Raw genomic sequence first — 15,625 nt, 5'->3', positions numbered from 1 at the left:
AATAAAAGTGTAATATTCGATTGTCGTAAATTCATAGTTGCGATGAAAATACTATTCAAAAAAAGAAAAATCATTTATAATGAAAATTGTAAATTAATTTTATAGGTCTATCTTCGGGGCGGGGTGTAACTCCCCACCGGCGGTGATGAAGAAAAATTCTTCTAAGCCCGCGAGCCTTAGGGCAGGATTTGGTGGGATTCCAAAGCCGACAGTATAGTCTGGATGGGAGAAGATGGAGGTTCCTGAATGCGTTCAAACAGTCAAGTGCTGAACGTTTGTTTGATGAAACCTTTAATTTATCCCTTTAATTCTGTCGGAATTAAGGGGTTTTTTATTGAACATCAACATTCATGAAGGATCCCTAACCTCTTTTTCAAGGTAGATCAAGAAAAAGAAGGAGAGAGAACTATGAAATCGAACAAAGTTAAAAAGATGGTCACACTTGCAATGCTAGGAAGTCTTTCCTACCTACTAATGCTTTTGAATTTTCCATTTCCGGGATTTCCGCCTTTTCTGAACATTGATTTTAGTGACATCCCAGCACTGATGGCGGCATTGATTTTCGGACCGCTTGCAGGAGTTTTAGTTGAATTCCTGAAAAACTTATTGGATATGGTCATGACTGGAAGCGATACGGGTGTACCGGTTGGACATATCTCTAACTTTATAGCGGGGGTATTATTCATACTGCCAACATATTATGTATATAAAAAAATAAGTTCGAAAAAAGGAATGACATTTGCCTTGCTAGCCGGAACAGTTTCCATGGCGCTAATTATGAGTGTCTTGAACTATTATGTCTTTTTACCGGCATATACTTTCTTTATGGGATGGGATGCCATGACCGCACCAGAGTCAAGACAATTCGTAACTGCGGCAATACTCCCTTTTAACATCATTAAAGGGGTGCTCATCACTTCCGTTTTCATGCTATTATTTGTTAAACTCCAAACATGGATCAATAAAACAAGTGTTATATAAACATGCTTAATATATAAAAAGAGGCAGAAACCACCAGATTATAACTGGGTTGTTTCTGCCTCTTTAATGTATGGGGAGAAGTTTTAAAAAATACATAAAAAAAGCCATTCTCAAAATGAAAATGGCTTTTATTCTTATTCGAATTTTAAAGCGTCGCCCTCGAATGATTCGTCTGCGACTTTGATAGAGTCTGTGGGGCATCCTTCAAATGCATCCATCATGTCATCTATAAGAACATCGGGGATTTCAACGATTCCTTCGTTATCATCTAGCGTAACAAAAGCAATTCCTTCATCATCATAATCATAGATATCTGGTGCTGCAGCTCCACAAGCTCCACAAGCGATACATGTTTCTTTATCAACAATAGTAAATTTAGCCATGAATAAAACCCCTCCTAAGTTGATTTACAACTCAAAACCTTTTTATTATAGATTAACATCTCTTTCTTATTGTAAGACCGAATGCCGAACTTATCAATAGAAAATGTAACGATAATACGGCAGTATATGAAAAGTCAACACAAATTATTGGGAAAATTTCTTTATAACGAGTACGTATTTAGTTGTTTATTCACAAATATCGTTGCATATATGACATAAAAAAAGGCGGTATTTGCAGATTTTTGTTACAATATAATTGGATAAATGGAACAAGGATGTGAGTTTCATGAACAATTATCTTCAAGCAATCATTTTATATGCGATACAAAAGTTCCAAGGTGAGCGTTCCATCTACGCAATTTATCATATGCTTCAGGGTAAAAAATCGTCCCAGACTATTCAGGATGCGCATTTATTTGGTCTGACGAATATATTTGGGACTATGCCTCGTTTTACCCGGGAGGAGTTATCTCAAAACATAAAATTGTTTCTTGAACTGAAACTAATCGAACCAACGGAAAAAAATGATGTGTATTTGATTAGTGAACAAGGAGGAGGGGCGTTGGCCTCTTATTTCAAAAAGTGGACTCTTCCTTTATCACTAAATGGGTGGAAATACCAAAACATCACCCCGGATTTTTGGAGAAGACTCAATCTTCTTATCCAAACTATATCCCATATTGTCCACAATGAAAGGCCTTTTTATCCGATACAACAGAATCAACGAGTACAGGAATTCGTAAAGGGTTTTTTATATGCCAACCAACAAAATCGAGAGTTGCTTGCTCAGCATCTTTTTGATGAATTGGTCACCCTCTTAGAGATGCAAAGTGAGTTGAACCGTGACATTTTTGTTTTGAAAATTACGGGGGTCAATCGAATCGGACTTACGTTTGAGCAGATTGGAAAAAGGAAAGAAATTGATGAGTGGTTTGTACACTACGTTTTTCTCGATTCATTGCATCAAATGCTCGCAGAGATATCAACAGTACGCGATTACCCTCTGTTGGCTTCTCTAATCCATGATTGGAAAAATGGTGGGCATCCTCATCTAACACAATCGACTCATACGACTCTGCAATATATTCAGGCAGGGAAAACGATACAGGAAATTGCAGAGATTCGTCGTTTAAAAGGAAATACGATTGAGGATCATCTCGTAGAAATCGTGCTATCGGACAAAAGTTTTTCGATAAATGACTATGTTCCAATAGAGGATGAAGACAAAATCATTACGGTCATTAAACGGTTGAATACGAGAAAACTCAAGGCAATCAAGGAAGCTGTCGATAATGAGCAAATTAGTTTTTTTCAAATAAGGCTTGTACTTGCGAAAATAGGTGATAGAGGATGAACTTGAATACAGTCCTGAAAGATAAATTTGGATTTGACAATTTTCGTCCTGGACAGCATGAGGTAATCGAATCCTTGCTAGAAGGGACCCACACATTGGCAATGCTTCCTACAGGGTCTGGTAAATCATTATGTTATCAGCTCCCTGCTTACCTTATCAATAAGACGGCTATAATTGTTTCACCGTTATTATCCTTGATGCAGGATCAGGCGGATCAGCTTAAGATGAGAGGGGAAAAAAGTGTTCTGACCCTCAATTCTTTTCTGACCGCGTATCAAAAAAAACAGGCATTTGAACGATTGCAAACGTATCGGTTTATTTTTCTGTCTCCCGAAATGCTTGGGCTAGAAAGTGTAATCCAGTCTTTAAGGAAAATTGACATAGGCTTATTTGTCATTGACGAGGCGCATTGCATTTCTCAATGGGGATATGATTTCAGGCCGGATTACTTGAACTTGGGAGAAGTGAGGCGTAAGTTAAATAACCCATTAACGCTTGCCTTGACGGCAACAGCAACAAAAGAAGTACGGGAAGATATTATCAGGAAATTGAATATATCCCAACATAAGGAAATCGTTTCATCCGTTGATCGGGAAAATATCGCGATACTTGTGGAAAATATATATAGCTACGAAGAAAAGCTTGCCCGTGTCCTCTCGCTTGTCAGGGAATTCCCAGGTAGTGGAATTATTTATTTTTCTTCGAAAAAAGTGGCTGAAGCGGTCTCGGGTTTTTTACAGGAAAATGGAGTCGGTAGTGTCAATTATTATCATGGAGGTATGGAACAGGAGCAAAGAATGCTCATTCAGCAGCAATTCATCTTGGGCCAGTTAAAAATCATTTGTGCAACGAGTGCGTTTGGAATGGGAGTCAATAAAGCTGATGTTAGATTTGTCATCCATTTTCATATGCCATCCACAATGGAATCATACCTTCAAGAAATAGGGAGGGCAGGCCGTGACCAAAAACAAAGTGTAGCCATTTTACTATATAGCGAAGGGGATGAAGGACTTCCGTTGCATTTGATGGAACAACAGCTACCAACTGACCATCAAATTGAGGCCGTTTGTTCGTATTTAAATGAAGCGAAAAGAAGTATGGCTGATTTAAGTCTTTCTGAAAAAGAGCATCTTCTTCAGAGCTTTTCCTTGAATGATATTCAATTCCGTTTTTTCACACAATTTCTGACGGATGATGACTCACCATTGCATAGAACAAGGATGAAAGACTATTGTCATACAAGAAAGATGCAAAATCAGGAAAAGCTGAACGTTTTTTTGAATTGGATTCATACTAAAATATGTAGGCGTTTGGGCATTTTGCATTATTTTGAAGAAGAGCAGCGAAAAGGGAATGACGTATGTTGCGATCGTTGTGGAATAGATGCAAAAAATATCTTGGATGTATGGCCGGCAGTAAAGGAACAGCAGGGTAATTCATATTCTACATGGAAACAGGAATTAGCTTTTATCTTATTGGATAAGGATAATGGGCATGAAAAATAAGCAGGCGCAATTAATTAAACAGCTGACAGACAAACAGTTACTATATAATTTGTTCCTGACCCAAATTATTCTCTTAACGATTGGCTTTTTTTTAGGTATTATCTTATTTGAAGATTTTTCTACCTTTCGTTCTTTATTTGACATTAAAGATATGGATATTTTGTTGATAGGTGTCCCTGCTGGAATCTTAGTGGTCATTTTTGATGTGGTCATGATGAAAGTGACCCCTGTTTCCTATCAGGATGATGGTGGAGTCAATGAACGCATTTTCAGTAGCCTACCATATCCCATGATCTTTATCGTCTCTTTGTTAGTAGCGGTTAGCGAGGAATTATTATTTCGTGGTGTTATGCAGACACATATAGGCTTATTGTGGACGAGCATTATCTTTGCGGCGGTTCATTATCGTTACTTATTTAATTGGTTTTTATTTTTGAATGTGACGCTTTTAAGCTTTCTCATCGGATTTTTGTTTGAATGGACCCAAAATATTTTAGTGACGATCACAGCCCATTTTTTAATAGATTTTATCCTCGGTATATTAATAAGACATAAGTATGTAAAGCTGGCAGTATGTGAAGAGGGTGGTGACTTAGATGAGTCGTGTAAAAGAGAATGAAAACGATCAAGCTGGAGAACTTCGTACGCGATCCGATCGTCATAAGGTGAAGTCATCTTTACCAAAAAGAAGTGAGGTTCATCAGAGTAAAAAGAAAAAAAGCAAAGTGAAGATAAAGTTCCCAATGATTAAATTATTATCGCTATTTTTCATTTTGCTTCCTATAGGATTTTATAGTCTTTATACATACCTTCAGGATAGGCCTGAAAAGGATACCAAAAGTAGTGAAGTGGTGAATTTTAGTGATGACGAAGAAACTATAGAAGAGGCTGTGCCGACAACGGCAACGGCCGGGGATATTAAGGAAAAAGAAGAAAAAGATACTGCTAAGCTTAAAGAAAAAAAGCAAGAGGAAGATAAGGCTGCAGAAGAAAGAGCAAAGAAAAAAGCCAAACAAGAAGCGGAAGCAAAGGCTAAAGCAGAGGCGGAAGTAAAAGCCAAACAAGAAGCGGAAGCAAAGGCTAAAGCAGAAGCGGAAGCGAAGGCCAAACAAGAGGCAGAAGCAAAGGCTAAAGCAGAAGCGGAAGCGAAAGCCAAACAAGAAGCAGATAATAAAGTAGCTTCTGGGGATGCCGCAGCTACCAAATCGGAGGCTGACGGATATAAAGTTGTTTACCATACGGTTCAGGCAGAAGAGACATTATTCAGGATTGCGATGAACTACTACAAATCGCAGGAAGGCATTGCGCTAATTCAGAAATGGAACGGGCTGAATGGCAATGAGATTTCGAAGGGACAAGTCTTGAAGATACCACTGAAAAAGTAAAAGCAAAAGCACTCTGTCTCTTAAGATCGACAGGGTGCTTTTTTTCCTAAGGTGGGTTATTTATAGTAAAGGTCCGCCCCCATTATCATTTTTTCCAAGACAACCTCATATCATGATTTGAAGGATTAGGAAAGAGGGGGAAGATAAATGGAACCGGCAATCATTTTATTGGATGATAAAACCGATCAGGCGGCAAAACAAATGTTACAGAATGTTGTGGTCCGCAAAAAAAAATTCGAGACGCTCAAAAAGAAGCATCTTCATAGTTTATGGGCAACAATGATTATCGCTGCTCTTTTCTTGATATATCTTTATTTATATATAGTTGTTCCTTATTCCTATTCGTTCTTTAAGATGTTCAGTGTCTTTGTTGACCATTTTAGCCATTTTTTATTTTTGGCTGCGACGACCGGAATCTATGGTTATATGATGATGATCAAAAAGAAAATGGATAAAGCAGAAAAGGAATTTCAATTGCTTCGATGTGAAATTATCAACAAAAGCAAACAGTTGTGGGAAAAAGAGGATGAATGGAAAAATCGGCACAAGGTATTTGACATGATGAAGAAGAACTATGATATTAACTTATTTCATGAAAATAAATAAACTCCTAGTTAGGAATATTGAATAGCGGGTATTATGGTTTTATGAGTAAGTTTCGGAAGGATTTCGGTAATTGAAAAGAAAGAAGGTTTAATGAAAGATGTTTTTGGTTTATGTGTTTTTGGGTTTGGTACTGCTTATATGTGTGATGGTTTTTTACATGTGGCGTACAGCTAAACAAGATAGGCTACTTATCCAGGATTTATATTTCAGCAACTTTCCGGAAGGATTTGGGGAAATTCGGATTTTTTTTATTTCCGATCTACATCGGAGAATCATATCGGATCGTTTAATCGAAGATGTCGTTGGTAAAGCGGATTTAGTCATTATTGGAGGGGATATTAGGGAAAGTGGAGTCCCTTTAGAGCGGGTAGAAAAAAATATCTTGAAACTGAAAGAGATTGGTCCTATATATTTTGTATGGGGGAATAATGATTACGAAGGGGACTTTCATGAATTGGATGCCTCACTTCTGAATCTCGGGGTCAAGATATTGGATAACACTTCCGTTTCTTTTGAGTCGGAGTCAGGAGAAAAGGTTGCTCTCTTAGGCATAGATGATATTTCAGTTGAAAGAGACAGACTCGACCTTGCTCTTTCGGACTGCGGGGATGAGCATTTTCGGATTTTGATCAGTCACAATCCACTTGTTAAAGAACAACTAAAGTCAGAAAATCGTATCAGTCTCGTTCTTTCGGGGCATACCCATGGTGGGCAGATACGCATATTTGGATTTGGCCCATATCGTTTGGGAGGCATAAGGAACGAAACGGAATGCATGTACATAACTAGTAATGGATATGGGACAAGTACTGTGCCATTAAGGCTTGAGGCAAAGCCGGAAACCCATCTGTTCACATTGAAAAAAGGGAAATCTACAGAATATGGAGAGGTTTTGGAGAAAATCTATTAGGCCGTTAACTCAATGAGCATATTTGAATTTTACAGAGTGGAATTAATCCACTATAATTTCATCAATGATGTTCTGTTATTGGAGGCCTTGTAAACTTATGCAAGAAGGTAAATATAATATTAAGGCAGTTTCTAAACTGCTAGGTATCCAGCCAGGTACTTTACGGGCGTGGGAAAGACGTTATCACTTTATTGAACCTATCAGGAATGATTCAGGTCACAGATTGTATACGGAAAAGCATCTGCAAATCCTAAAGTGGTTAATCAATAAAACAGACCAAGGGTTCACGATTAGTCAAGCCGTTTCGTTGCTTGAAGGATCTGAAAGGATAGCGGAAGATGTCCACGAAACCAAGCAAAATAATGAACAAACGCTCAAATTAGCGAATGAACTCCTTGATGCACTGTTAAGCTTCAATGAAAATAAGGCCCAGCTGATTATTAGTCAGGCATTCAGTATGTACAGTATCGAGCAAACGGTAGTTGAAGTACTTGGAGGTATCTTGGTTCAAATAGGCAATAAATGGGAAAATGGTGAAATTACTTCAGCCCATGAACATTTTGCTTCATCCATTATCAAAGCTAGAATCAGTTCGATTATGCATACTATCCCGACAAGTGGTTTATTGCCAAAAGCACTAACCGTTTGTGCGCCAGGGGAAAAGCATGAATTCGGTTTGCTGATTTTCACAATCTTCTTAAAAAGAAAAGGGTATGAAACGGTTTATTTAGGTGAATCGATAGCTGATGAAGACCTCTTTACTGTATTGAATATAATCAAACCATCTTACCTCTTTATGTCATGTTCGCTTTCTGAGAATCTCCCGGGAACTTTAAAGTTGATAGATGAGCTATGGCAGGAGTTCCCTGACCTGAAAATAGGTCTTGGGGGAGAAGCGCTGAATCATCTTTCTGACGATGACCGTAATAAATTCAAGCATGTATTCATTGGCGGTCTCCAATCGGATTGGAATAAGTGGTTGAAATTTTAATGTTTTCCTCATAAATAATGGATATGCACCTTGAGACCAAGTCTTCATATGATGTATGAAGATGGAAACCAGGGGGCATTTTTTTATGAAACTGGAACGATTAACGAACAATAAGATTAAGATTTTTTTGACCCTCGATGATTTAATTGATAGAGGCATCACAAAAGAAGACATCTTAGGGAATTCCTTGAAAGTGCACAAATTGTTTCAAGATATGGTGGAAGAAGCTTGTGAAGAGCTCAGTTTTAAAATGAGTGGTTCGATTGCCATTGAAATATTTTCCCTACCTGCTCAAGGGTTGATCATTATAGTAACGAAGGATGAAGAAGAATTATTTACTGAGGAAGAAGAATTTCTGGATTTGCAGGTTAAAGTTGATGAATCTCCCCATATTCTTTATGTTTTCCACGATTTTGAAGATGTAATTCAGTTGTGTCATCGTCTGACCCTCCAAGGGATGCTCAATAGTGCCCTTTATTTTTATGAAGGAAAATACTATTTATTGATTGAGGGTGTTAGGGATGCAACTTATGAAACGGTCATCTCCCTTGCAGCCGAATATGGCCATGCTTCGACGCTGACATTATCCCGCATAAATGAATACGGAACCCGCCTAATTGAAAAGGAAGCCATACATGTTTTAATCACGCATTTCATTTAGTAGAAAAGAGGAGACAGGGCAGACACTTCAAATATAGCCGAAAACGGTTTGCCTGGATAACCTCGTTCCTTTTCGGTTTAACCTCTAAGATTAGGGGAAGTATCAAGTATATAAACGTAAATGTTACCGTTTTCATTTTTTGAATATTTCTAACTTTTAAATTCCCATTTTTACTCTTTGCTTTAATATTGCGAAGGTGTATACTAGCACTGAAGAGCACTTATCACTAATAATAATGGATCTAGATTATATAGGGGGTACTATAATGGAATCGGCAAAAGGGAATAGCCATGTGAATGAGGAAGAAAAACATGACGTGCTAAAGTCTACCCAGACAGTAATACATAAAGCACTGGACAAACTGGGGTATCCTGAAGAAGTATTTGAGCTTTTAAAAGAGCCTTTACGATTATTGACGGTGAAAATGCCAATTCGTATGGATGATGGTTCCGTCAAAATTTTCACAGGATATAGGGCACAGCATAATGATTCTGTTGGTCCTACAAAAGGTGGCATTCGTTTTCATCCGAATGTGACGGAACGTGAAGTAAAAGCACTGTCCATTTGGATGAGCTTGAAATGTGGCATTGTTGATCTTCCTTATGGTGGTGGGAAGGGTGGAATTGTATGTGATCCACGTAATATGTCCTTCCGGGAATTGGAGAGACTTAGCCGGGGTTATGTCCGTGCAATCAGCCAAATCGTAGGACCCACAAAGGATATTCCTGCACCAGATGTATTTACTAATTCACAAATCATGGCGTGGATGATGGACGAATATAGCCGTATAGATGAATACAACTCGCCTGGTTTCATTACTGGTAAACCTCTTGTACTAGGTGGATCTCATGGACGTGAATCTGCAACAGCTAAAGGTGTGACCATCTGCATTAATGAAGCGGCTAAGAAACGCGGCATTGATATTAAAGGGGCACGAGTCGTCATACAAGGATTTGGGAATGCAGGTAGTTTCTTAGCGAAATTCATGCATGATGCCGGTGCTAAAGTGATCGGTATATCCGATGCCTATGGTGCACTTCATGACCCAGATGGTTTGGATATTGATTATTTACTTGACCGTCGAGACAGTTTCGGTACGGTTACAAAACTGTTCAAAACGACAATCACTAATCAAGAACTTCTAGAATTGGATTGCGATATTTTGGTTCCAGCCGCCATTGAAAACCAAATCACGGAAGAGAATGCTTCAAACATTAAAGCTTCCATCGTGGTTGAAGCAGCCAATGGACCGACTACTATAGAAGCTACGCAAATTCTAACGGATCGTGGAATCTTATTGGTTCCTGATGTCTTGGCTTCGGCTGGGGGCGTTACCGTATCTTACTTCGAATGGGTCCAAAACAATCAGGGATATTATTGGTCTGAAGAAGAAGTTGACGAAAAGCTCGAAAAAATACTAGTGAAATCATTCAATAACATTTATGATCTTTCCCAATCCAGACGTGTTGACATGCGATTGGCAGCATATATGGTCGGTGTTAGGAAAATGGCAGAAGCATCTCGCTTCCGTGGATGGATTTAATAATTTAATGATGTATGATTAACTTGTATTGCTAGAGCGTACGAGCATTATCATTGAAAAGATATGTAAAAAATCCTATCATCTAATGATAGGATTTTTTAATAGGAGAAGAATATAACTTAATATTATTGTTGGAAAGGCAGTGCGTGTAAAATGAATGAAGAAGAAGTAATTATAATCGGTGGGGGCCCATGTGGACTGTCAGCTGCTATTGCTCTAAAAGAAGAGGGAATTCAGGCCCTTGTTATAGAAAAAGGAAACGTAGTCGATTCCATTTATCGATATCCTACCCATCAGACCTTTTTCAGTTCCAGTGAAAAGTTAGAAATAGGGGATACGGCATTCATTACCGAAAATCGGAAACCCGTGCGAAATCAGGCACTGGCCTACTATAGGGAAGTTGTCAGGAGAAAAGAATTACGGGTACATAAGTTCGAGAAGGTTGAAGAAGTGAGAAAACAGGATGACGGACGCTTTTTCGTTAAAACATCTAAAGGTAATTATACGGCGTCACGTGTCATCGTAGCTACAGGTTATTATGATCATCCTAATTATATGTGCATTCCGGGCGAAGAGCTTCCTAAAGTGTTCCATTATTTCAAGGAGGGACATCCTTACTTTAACTGTGACGTTACTGTCATTGGTGGTAAAAACTCAAGTGTGGATGCAGCACTGGAATTGGTCAAGGCCGGGGCAAGGGTTACAGTCCTTTATAGAGGATCCGAATTTTCTACAAGTATTAAACCATGGATTCTTCCTGAGTTCGAGTCATTGGTCCGTAATGGTAAAGTCGTGATGGAATTTAACGCCACTGTAGATAAGATTACTGAAGATAGTGTGGCTTATCATGTTGGTGACGTGCAAAAGGTAATTAAAAACGATTTTGTATTTGCCATGACGGGTTACCACCCCGATCATTCATTTTTAGCAGCAATGGGCATTTCGATCGATCAAGAAACAGGAAGACCTACTTATGATGAGAAGACGATGGAGACAAATGTTGAAGGCCTTTATATCGCGGGTGTCCTGGCAGCAGGAAATAATGCCAATGAAATTTTCATTGAAAATGGCAGGTTCCACGGCGGATTAATTGCTCAACATTTAGCTTCAAAGGATATGTAAATAAGGAGCTGGGTAACAATGCAGAAAATATCATTAATCACGACAGGTGGAACGATTGCAAGTAAAGAAACCACGGGCGGCATGTTATCATCAGGCGCTTTGAGTGGAAAAGAGTTGGCATCCCTTTGCGAGCTACCAAAGGAAATTGAAGTTAAACTGGTTGATCTTTTTCAAATACCGAGCATGTCCATGGATTTAAATAGAATGGATGAACTTAAACAAGCAATTCAAGAAGAATTGAAAGATCCGGATGTGGCTGGAATAGTTGTGACCCATGGTACGGATACATTAGAGGAAACGGCTTTCTTCTTGGATCTCACAATTAATGACAATCGCCCGATTGTGGTGACAGGTTCGCAACGGTCTCCGCAAGAAGTTGGAACAGATGTGTATTCCAATTTAAGAAACTCTATCTTAACTGCTGCGAGCCCTCTTCTTGAAAATGTAGGGGTAGTCGTAGTTTTTAACGAAAGGATATATTCGGCAAAGTATGTTAAGAAAGTACATGCTTCCAATTTACAAGGATTCGAATCCTATGGGTATGGGTACTTGGGGATTATTGATAACGAAGTCGTTAGCATCTATCAAAAACCATTATACAGGGAGAGTTTTGAGATTCAACGTAATATACCGAGAGTTGATATCATCAAATGCCACACCGGCGCCGATGGTATTTATATTAAGGCTTCTGTCGAACATGATGCCAAAGGAATCGTACTCGAGGGGGTTGGTAGAGGTCAAGTAACCCCGCACATGGTGCCTGCCATCCAAGATGCAATCGATAAAGGGGTTACCATCGTCATGACTACAGCTGCCGAGGAGGGGAAGGTGTACCCCGCATATGACTATGTAGGTAGTGCTGCAGACTTAAAGCATAGAGGAGTGATTCTAGGCGCGGATTATGACAGTAAAAAAGCGCGTATTAAATTAGCAATCATTCTGGCGAGTGAAGCAGCTATTGACGGAAAGCACTTTAAATATTGACCAAGTAAAAAAACAGGAAGACTAATTACAGGATTTTATTTTCTCCATTCCATGGTACGATTAAGGAAAAGAAAAGAGGTCGGCCATGCTGGTCATTTTGTCAGCGGCTATTGCGCCAGGGTTGGCGTTACTCAGCTACTTTTATTTGAAAGATCAATATGATACCGAACCCATTTCGGTGGTCATCAAAACTTTTCTATTCGGTGTATTCCTTGTTCTACCAATTATGTTTATACAATATGTGCTCGAAACGGAACACATTTTAGATACTAATCTCGCCAATGCATTTTTATGGGCAGCCTTGCTTGAAGAATTTTTTAAGTGGTTCATACTTATCTACGTCATTTATCAGCATATTGCCTTCGATGAACCATATGATGGGATCGTTTATGGGGCAGGGGTTTCCCTTGGCTTCGCAACAATGGAAAACATTTTGTACCTGCTAGCGAATGGTGTGGAGCATGCTTTCAGTAGAGCGATCCTGCCGGTATCGAGCCATGCCTTGTTCGGCGTAATCATGGGGTATTATTTGGGTAAAGCAAAATTTTCCGCTGATAATAATAGGTTGTACGTATTCCTGGCATTGATTATCCCGATTTTGTTACATGGCATCTATGATTATATTTTAATTTCCCAGAAGTTCTGGATACATTTAATCATGCCCTTTATGGTTTACCTATGGTGGCTGGGAATGAAAAAAGTGAAAAAAGCCCGTTTATTGTCAAAGTTTCATGCAGAAAAGATTTCTCAAAATCATTATCTAAGTAAATAATATTATTTCTTATTTCGGAGTGTTGGCATAATTTGCCCACTCCGTTTTTTATTGCCTTGGAATAAAAGCGCGGGTTAAGAAGAAAATAGAATAACGTTAATTCAAGTAAAGAGGAGTGTTTTTGATGAAAGGAATTTCGTCAACGTGGAAATGGCTCTTGCTACTTTCATGCATAACGATTTGTTTCGGAATTTTCCCGGAAACAAGAACAAATGCCTTTTCGAGTCAAGTTATTCAAAGGGGCGCTGTTGGCGATGATGTAATTGAATTACAGGCACGCTTACAAAACATTGGTTATTATCAAGGGAAAATCGATGGGGCATATGGCTGGGGAACTTATTGGGCACTACGTAATTTCCAAGAAGACTTCGGCCTGCCAATCGACGGTCTTGCAGGGTCAACGACAAAAAAGAAACTTTCAGATGCATCTAATTTCAATAAGGAATTTGTCCATGACCAGATCAATAAAGGAAATGAGTTTACCTATTACGGGGGAGTCGACATTGATAAGCAAGTAAAAGTTAAAGATAAAGAGAATGCCTCAACAAGTAAGGCGAATGACTCTACATCGGATAATAAGACTACAGGTACCGCTACATCTGCGAACCTTCCAGGAGGATATTCACAGAATGATATCCAACTGATGGCAAATGCCGTATATGGGGAATCCAGAGGCGAACCATATACAGGGCAGGTTGCAGTGGCCGCAGTGATCCTCAATAGGGTGGAGAGCGCTTCGTTCCCAAATACCGTTTCAGGCGTGATTTTTGAGCCTCGTGCGTTCACGGCAGTTGCGGATGGGCAAATTTGGTTGACTCCGAACGAAAGGGCGAAAGAAGCGGTCTTGGATGCGATTAACGGTTGGGACCCAAGCGGTAATGCGGAATATTATTTCAATCCTGAAACAGCAACAAGCAAGTGGATTTGGTCCAGACCACAAATTAAAAAAATCGGAAAGCATATTTTCTGTAAGTAAAGAGGTGATGAATTATGGTTAGGAATATAGTAATTGTCCTGCTTGTTTTAGTCGTTGGAGGAACTGCCTTTTGGGGATACCAAGAACATAAAGAAAAAAATGCTGTATTAATTAATGCCGAAAACACGTATCAGCGGGCCTTTCATGATTTAAGCTATCAGGTGGACCTATTACATGACAAAATTGGGAGTACGCTCGCCATGAATTCACAACATTCTTTAAGTCCAGCCCTTACCGACGTTTGGCGAATCACTTCTGAGGCACAGAGTGATGTTGGGCAGCTGCCACTGACCTTACTTCCTTTTAATAAGACAGAAGAACTTTTATCGAAAATCGCAGACTTCAGTTACCGAACGGCGGTTCGTGATTTGGAAAAGCAGCCGCTGAGCGATAAAGAATACGCGAATTTAAATTCTTTGTATACTCAAGCTGGAGATATTCAAGGTGAGTTAAGAAAAGTGCAATATCTTGTACTTAAAAATAATTTAAGATGGATGGATGTCGAGTTAGCGCTAGCGACGGGTAAAGAGAATAATGATAATACAATCATTGATGGGTTTAAAACGGTAGAGAAAAAAGTCGCAGGATATGGTGAAACGAATGAAATGAATCCAACATATATCTCTGCAGAGCAGAAGGACAAAAATTATCAAAATTTAAACGGGAAAGCATTGACGAAAAAAGAGGCTGTCACGGCCGCGCGAGCGTATTCAAATAATCAAAGTGAAAATGTAAAAGTAAATGTTGAAGAAAACGGAAAAGGCTCTGATTATGGATTTTATAGCATAAGTATCCTGGATAAGGAAAAGGATACCGAGGTGAATATGGATATGACCAAAAAGGGTGGTTATCCCATCTGGTATATCAATAATCGGGAGGTGCAAAAAACGAATATTGATTTAAATCAAGCTTACGGTAAAGCATCCGCTTTTCTTAAGAAACATGACTTTAGATCGCTTGAGTTGTTTGAAAGTGTGCAATATGGTCACATAGGTCTGTTTAATTTTGTATCTTCTGTCAATGGAATAAGGGTTTACCCAGACTCGGTCAAGGTAAAAGTGGCTTTGGACGATGGATCCATCATCGGATTTTCTGCAGAAGAATATTTAAAAGCAAATAAGATTAGGGATATTGGTGACGCCACAATTACAGAAAAAGAAGCGAAAGAAAAAATTAATCCGAACGTCAAAATCATGGAGCAGGGAAAGGCATTAATTATAAATGACATAGGTGAAGAGGTACTTTGTTACGAGTTTCTTGGAACGATTAAGGAAGATACCTACCGAATTTTCATTAATGCTGACAACGGCAGGGAAGAAAAGGTAGAAAAATTGAAAAATGCAGAACCTGTTTATGAAAAGTTAATCTAATATAACATCCACACTAATATCTAAAATAAATATAGGGAAAAGTGCCTAGGTACTTTTCCTTTTTCCATTTCCATGACATAAT

The 15,625-nt window shown here is 38.9% G+C and carries 16 protein-coding genes and 1 riboswitch; of the genes, 15 read left to right on the top strand and 1 reads right to left on the bottom strand.

The features are described from left to right. Positions 1-105 precede the first annotated feature (105 nt). Positions 106-238, top strand: a riboswitch (FMN riboswitch). Positions 239-408: 170 nt separating this feature from the next. Further along, positions 409-981, top strand: coding sequence for an ECF transporter S component (locus ACQKIC_RS14850; RefSeq protein WP_402956660.1), 573 nt, complete (start codon positions 409-411; stop codon positions 979-981). A 134-nt stretch (positions 982-1,115) separates the two neighbouring features. Here ACQKIC_RS14850 and ACQKIC_RS14845 read toward each other — a convergent pair whose 3' ends face one another. Next, entirely contained in the window at positions 1,116-1,364 is a 249-nt protein-coding gene (locus ACQKIC_RS14845) for a ferredoxin (protein WP_402869232.1), read from the bottom strand. 286 nt (positions 1,365-1,650) lie between these two features. Between ACQKIC_RS14845 and ACQKIC_RS14840 the strand changes: the two genes are divergently transcribed. The 14 genes from ACQKIC_RS14840 to ypeB all read left to right on the top strand — a co-directional run bounded on the left by ACQKIC_RS14840 (position 1,651) and on the right by ypeB (position 15,543). After that, the gene (locus ACQKIC_RS14840) at positions 1,651-2,718 is read left to right on the top strand and encodes a helix-turn-helix domain-containing protein (RefSeq protein WP_427591733.1); all 1,068 of its coding nucleotides are present in this window, start codon (positions 1,651-1,653) and stop codon (positions 2,716-2,718) included. Further along, a complete protein-coding gene (locus ACQKIC_RS14835; RefSeq protein ID WP_427591734.1) occupies positions 2,715-4,223 on the top strand; it encodes a RecQ family ATP-dependent DNA helicase in 1,509 nt (502 codons plus the stop codon). Before ACQKIC_RS14840 ends, ACQKIC_RS14835 begins: the two co-directional genes overlap by 4 nt. Beyond that, complete coding sequence (locus ACQKIC_RS14830; protein WP_402869226.1) at positions 4,213-4,842, top strand: CPBP family intramembrane glutamic endopeptidase; 630 nt, start codon at positions 4,213-4,215, stop codon at positions 4,840-4,842. Before ACQKIC_RS14835 ends, ACQKIC_RS14830 begins: the two co-directional genes overlap by 11 nt. Further along, the gene (locus tag ACQKIC_RS14825; RefSeq protein ID WP_402986111.1) at positions 4,820-5,608 is read left to right on the top strand and encodes a LysM peptidoglycan-binding domain-containing protein; all 789 of its coding nucleotides are present in this window, start codon (positions 4,820-4,822) and stop codon (positions 5,606-5,608) included. The genes ACQKIC_RS14830 and ACQKIC_RS14825 overlap by 23 nt, the downstream gene beginning before the upstream one ends. A 147-nt stretch (positions 5,609-5,755) precedes the next feature. Beyond that, positions 5,756-6,214, top strand: a complete 459-nt coding sequence (locus tag ACQKIC_RS14820; RefSeq protein ID WP_402869222.1) for a DUF2663 family protein — start codon at positions 5,756-5,758, stop codon at positions 6,212-6,214. A 145-nt stretch (positions 6,215-6,359) separates the two neighbouring features. Further along, positions 6,360-7,124, top strand: a complete 765-nt coding sequence (locus ACQKIC_RS14815) for a metallophosphoesterase (RefSeq protein WP_427668671.1) — start codon at positions 6,360-6,362, stop codon at positions 7,122-7,124. A 97-nt stretch (positions 7,125-7,221) separates the two neighbouring features. Next, the gene (locus tag ACQKIC_RS14810) at positions 7,222-8,115 is read left to right on the top strand and encodes a MerR family transcriptional regulator (protein WP_402869220.1); all 894 of its coding nucleotides are present in this window, start codon (positions 7,222-7,224) and stop codon (positions 8,113-8,115) included. Between the two features lie 85 nt (positions 8,116-8,200). Beyond that, positions 8,201-8,776, top strand: coding sequence for a genetic competence negative regulator (locus tag ACQKIC_RS14805; protein WP_402869218.1), 576 nt, complete (start codon positions 8,201-8,203; stop codon positions 8,774-8,776). A gap of 265 nt (positions 8,777-9,041) precedes the next feature. Then, positions 9,042-10,319, top strand: a complete 1,278-nt coding sequence (locus ACQKIC_RS14800; RefSeq protein WP_402869216.1) for a Glu/Leu/Phe/Val family dehydrogenase — start codon at positions 9,042-9,044, stop codon at positions 10,317-10,319. Between the two features lie 153 nt (positions 10,320-10,472). Further along, positions 10,473-11,441: a YpdA family putative bacillithiol disulfide reductase gene (locus tag ACQKIC_RS14795; RefSeq protein WP_402869214.1), complete on the top strand. Its 969-nt coding sequence runs from the start codon at positions 10,473-10,475 to the stop codon at positions 11,439-11,441. 18 nt (positions 11,442-11,459) lie between these two features. Then, positions 11,460-12,425 (top strand): asparaginase, encoded by a 966-nt coding sequence (locus ACQKIC_RS14790; protein WP_402869211.1) that lies wholly within the window; start codon positions 11,460-11,462, stop codon positions 12,423-12,425. A gap of 85 nt (positions 12,426-12,510) precedes the next feature. Next, entirely contained in the window at positions 12,511-13,197 is a 687-nt protein-coding gene (prsW, locus tag ACQKIC_RS14785; protein WP_402986105.1) for a glutamic-type intramembrane protease PrsW, read from the top strand. Positions 13,198-13,318: 121 nt separating this feature from the next. After that, a complete protein-coding gene (gene sleB / locus ACQKIC_RS14780) occupies positions 13,319-14,173 on the top strand; it encodes a spore cortex-lytic enzyme (protein ID WP_427591735.1) in 855 nt (284 codons plus the stop codon). 14 nt (positions 14,174-14,187) lie between these two features. Beyond that, on the top strand, positions 14,188-15,543 hold the full coding sequence (gene ypeB, locus ACQKIC_RS14775) for a germination protein YpeB (RefSeq protein ID WP_427591736.1): 1,356 nt from the start codon (positions 14,188-14,190) through the stop codon (positions 15,541-15,543). The last annotated feature ends 82 nt before the right edge of the window (positions 15,544-15,625 follow it).

Origin of the sequence: Peribacillus sp. NPDC046944 (assembly GCF_050272735.1) — a bacterium.
In the GTDB taxonomy this organism is placed as follows: domain Bacteria; phylum Bacillota; class Bacilli; order Bacillales; family DSM-1321; genus Peribacillus.
Note: the sequence above shows the minus strand (reverse complement) of the source record. Positions and strands in the feature narration are given on the sequence as shown.

Excerpts from the sequence above, each read along its gene's own strand:
- ACQKIC_RS14850 (WP_402956660.1), top strand. The coding sequence starts at position 409 with ATGAAATCGAACAAAGTTAAAAAGATGGTCACACTTGCAATGCTAGGA.
- ACQKIC_RS14845 (WP_402869232.1), bottom strand. The coding sequence starts at position 1,364 with ATGGCTAAATTTACTATTGTTGATAAAGAAACATGTATCGCTTGTGGA.
- ACQKIC_RS14840 (WP_427591733.1), top strand. The coding sequence starts at position 1,651 with ATGAACAATTATCTTCAAGCAATCATTTTATATGCGATACAAAAGTTC.
- ACQKIC_RS14835 (WP_427591734.1), top strand. The coding sequence starts at position 2,715 with ATGAACTTGAATACAGTCCTGAAAGATAAATTTGGATTTGACAATTTT.
- ACQKIC_RS14830 (WP_402869226.1), top strand. The coding sequence starts at position 4,213 with ATGAAAAATAAGCAGGCGCAATTAATTAAACAGCTGACAGACAAACAG.
- ACQKIC_RS14825 (WP_402986111.1), top strand. The coding sequence starts at position 4,820 with ATGAGTCGTGTAAAAGAGAATGAAAACGATCAAGCTGGAGAACTTCGT.
- ACQKIC_RS14820 (WP_402869222.1), top strand. The coding sequence starts at position 5,756 with ATGGAACCGGCAATCATTTTATTGGATGATAAAACCGATCAGGCGGCA.
- ACQKIC_RS14815 (WP_427668671.1), top strand. The coding sequence starts at position 6,360 with ATGGTTTTTTACATGTGGCGTACAGCTAAACAAGATAGGCTACTTATC.
- ACQKIC_RS14810 (WP_402869220.1), top strand. The coding sequence starts at position 7,222 with ATGCAAGAAGGTAAATATAATATTAAGGCAGTTTCTAAACTGCTAGGT.
- ACQKIC_RS14805 (WP_402869218.1), top strand. The coding sequence starts at position 8,201 with ATGAAACTGGAACGATTAACGAACAATAAGATTAAGATTTTTTTGACC.
- ACQKIC_RS14800 (WP_402869216.1), top strand. The coding sequence starts at position 9,042 with ATGGAATCGGCAAAAGGGAATAGCCATGTGAATGAGGAAGAAAAACAT.
- ACQKIC_RS14795 (WP_402869214.1), top strand. The coding sequence starts at position 10,473 with ATGAATGAAGAAGAAGTAATTATAATCGGTGGGGGCCCATGTGGACTG.
- ACQKIC_RS14790 (WP_402869211.1), top strand. The coding sequence starts at position 11,460 with ATGCAGAAAATATCATTAATCACGACAGGTGGAACGATTGCAAGTAAA.
- prsW (WP_402986105.1), top strand. The coding sequence starts at position 12,511 with ATGCTGGTCATTTTGTCAGCGGCTATTGCGCCAGGGTTGGCGTTACTC.
- ypeB (WP_427591736.1), top strand. The coding sequence starts at position 14,188 with ATGGTTAGGAATATAGTAATTGTCCTGCTTGTTTTAGTCGTTGGAGGA.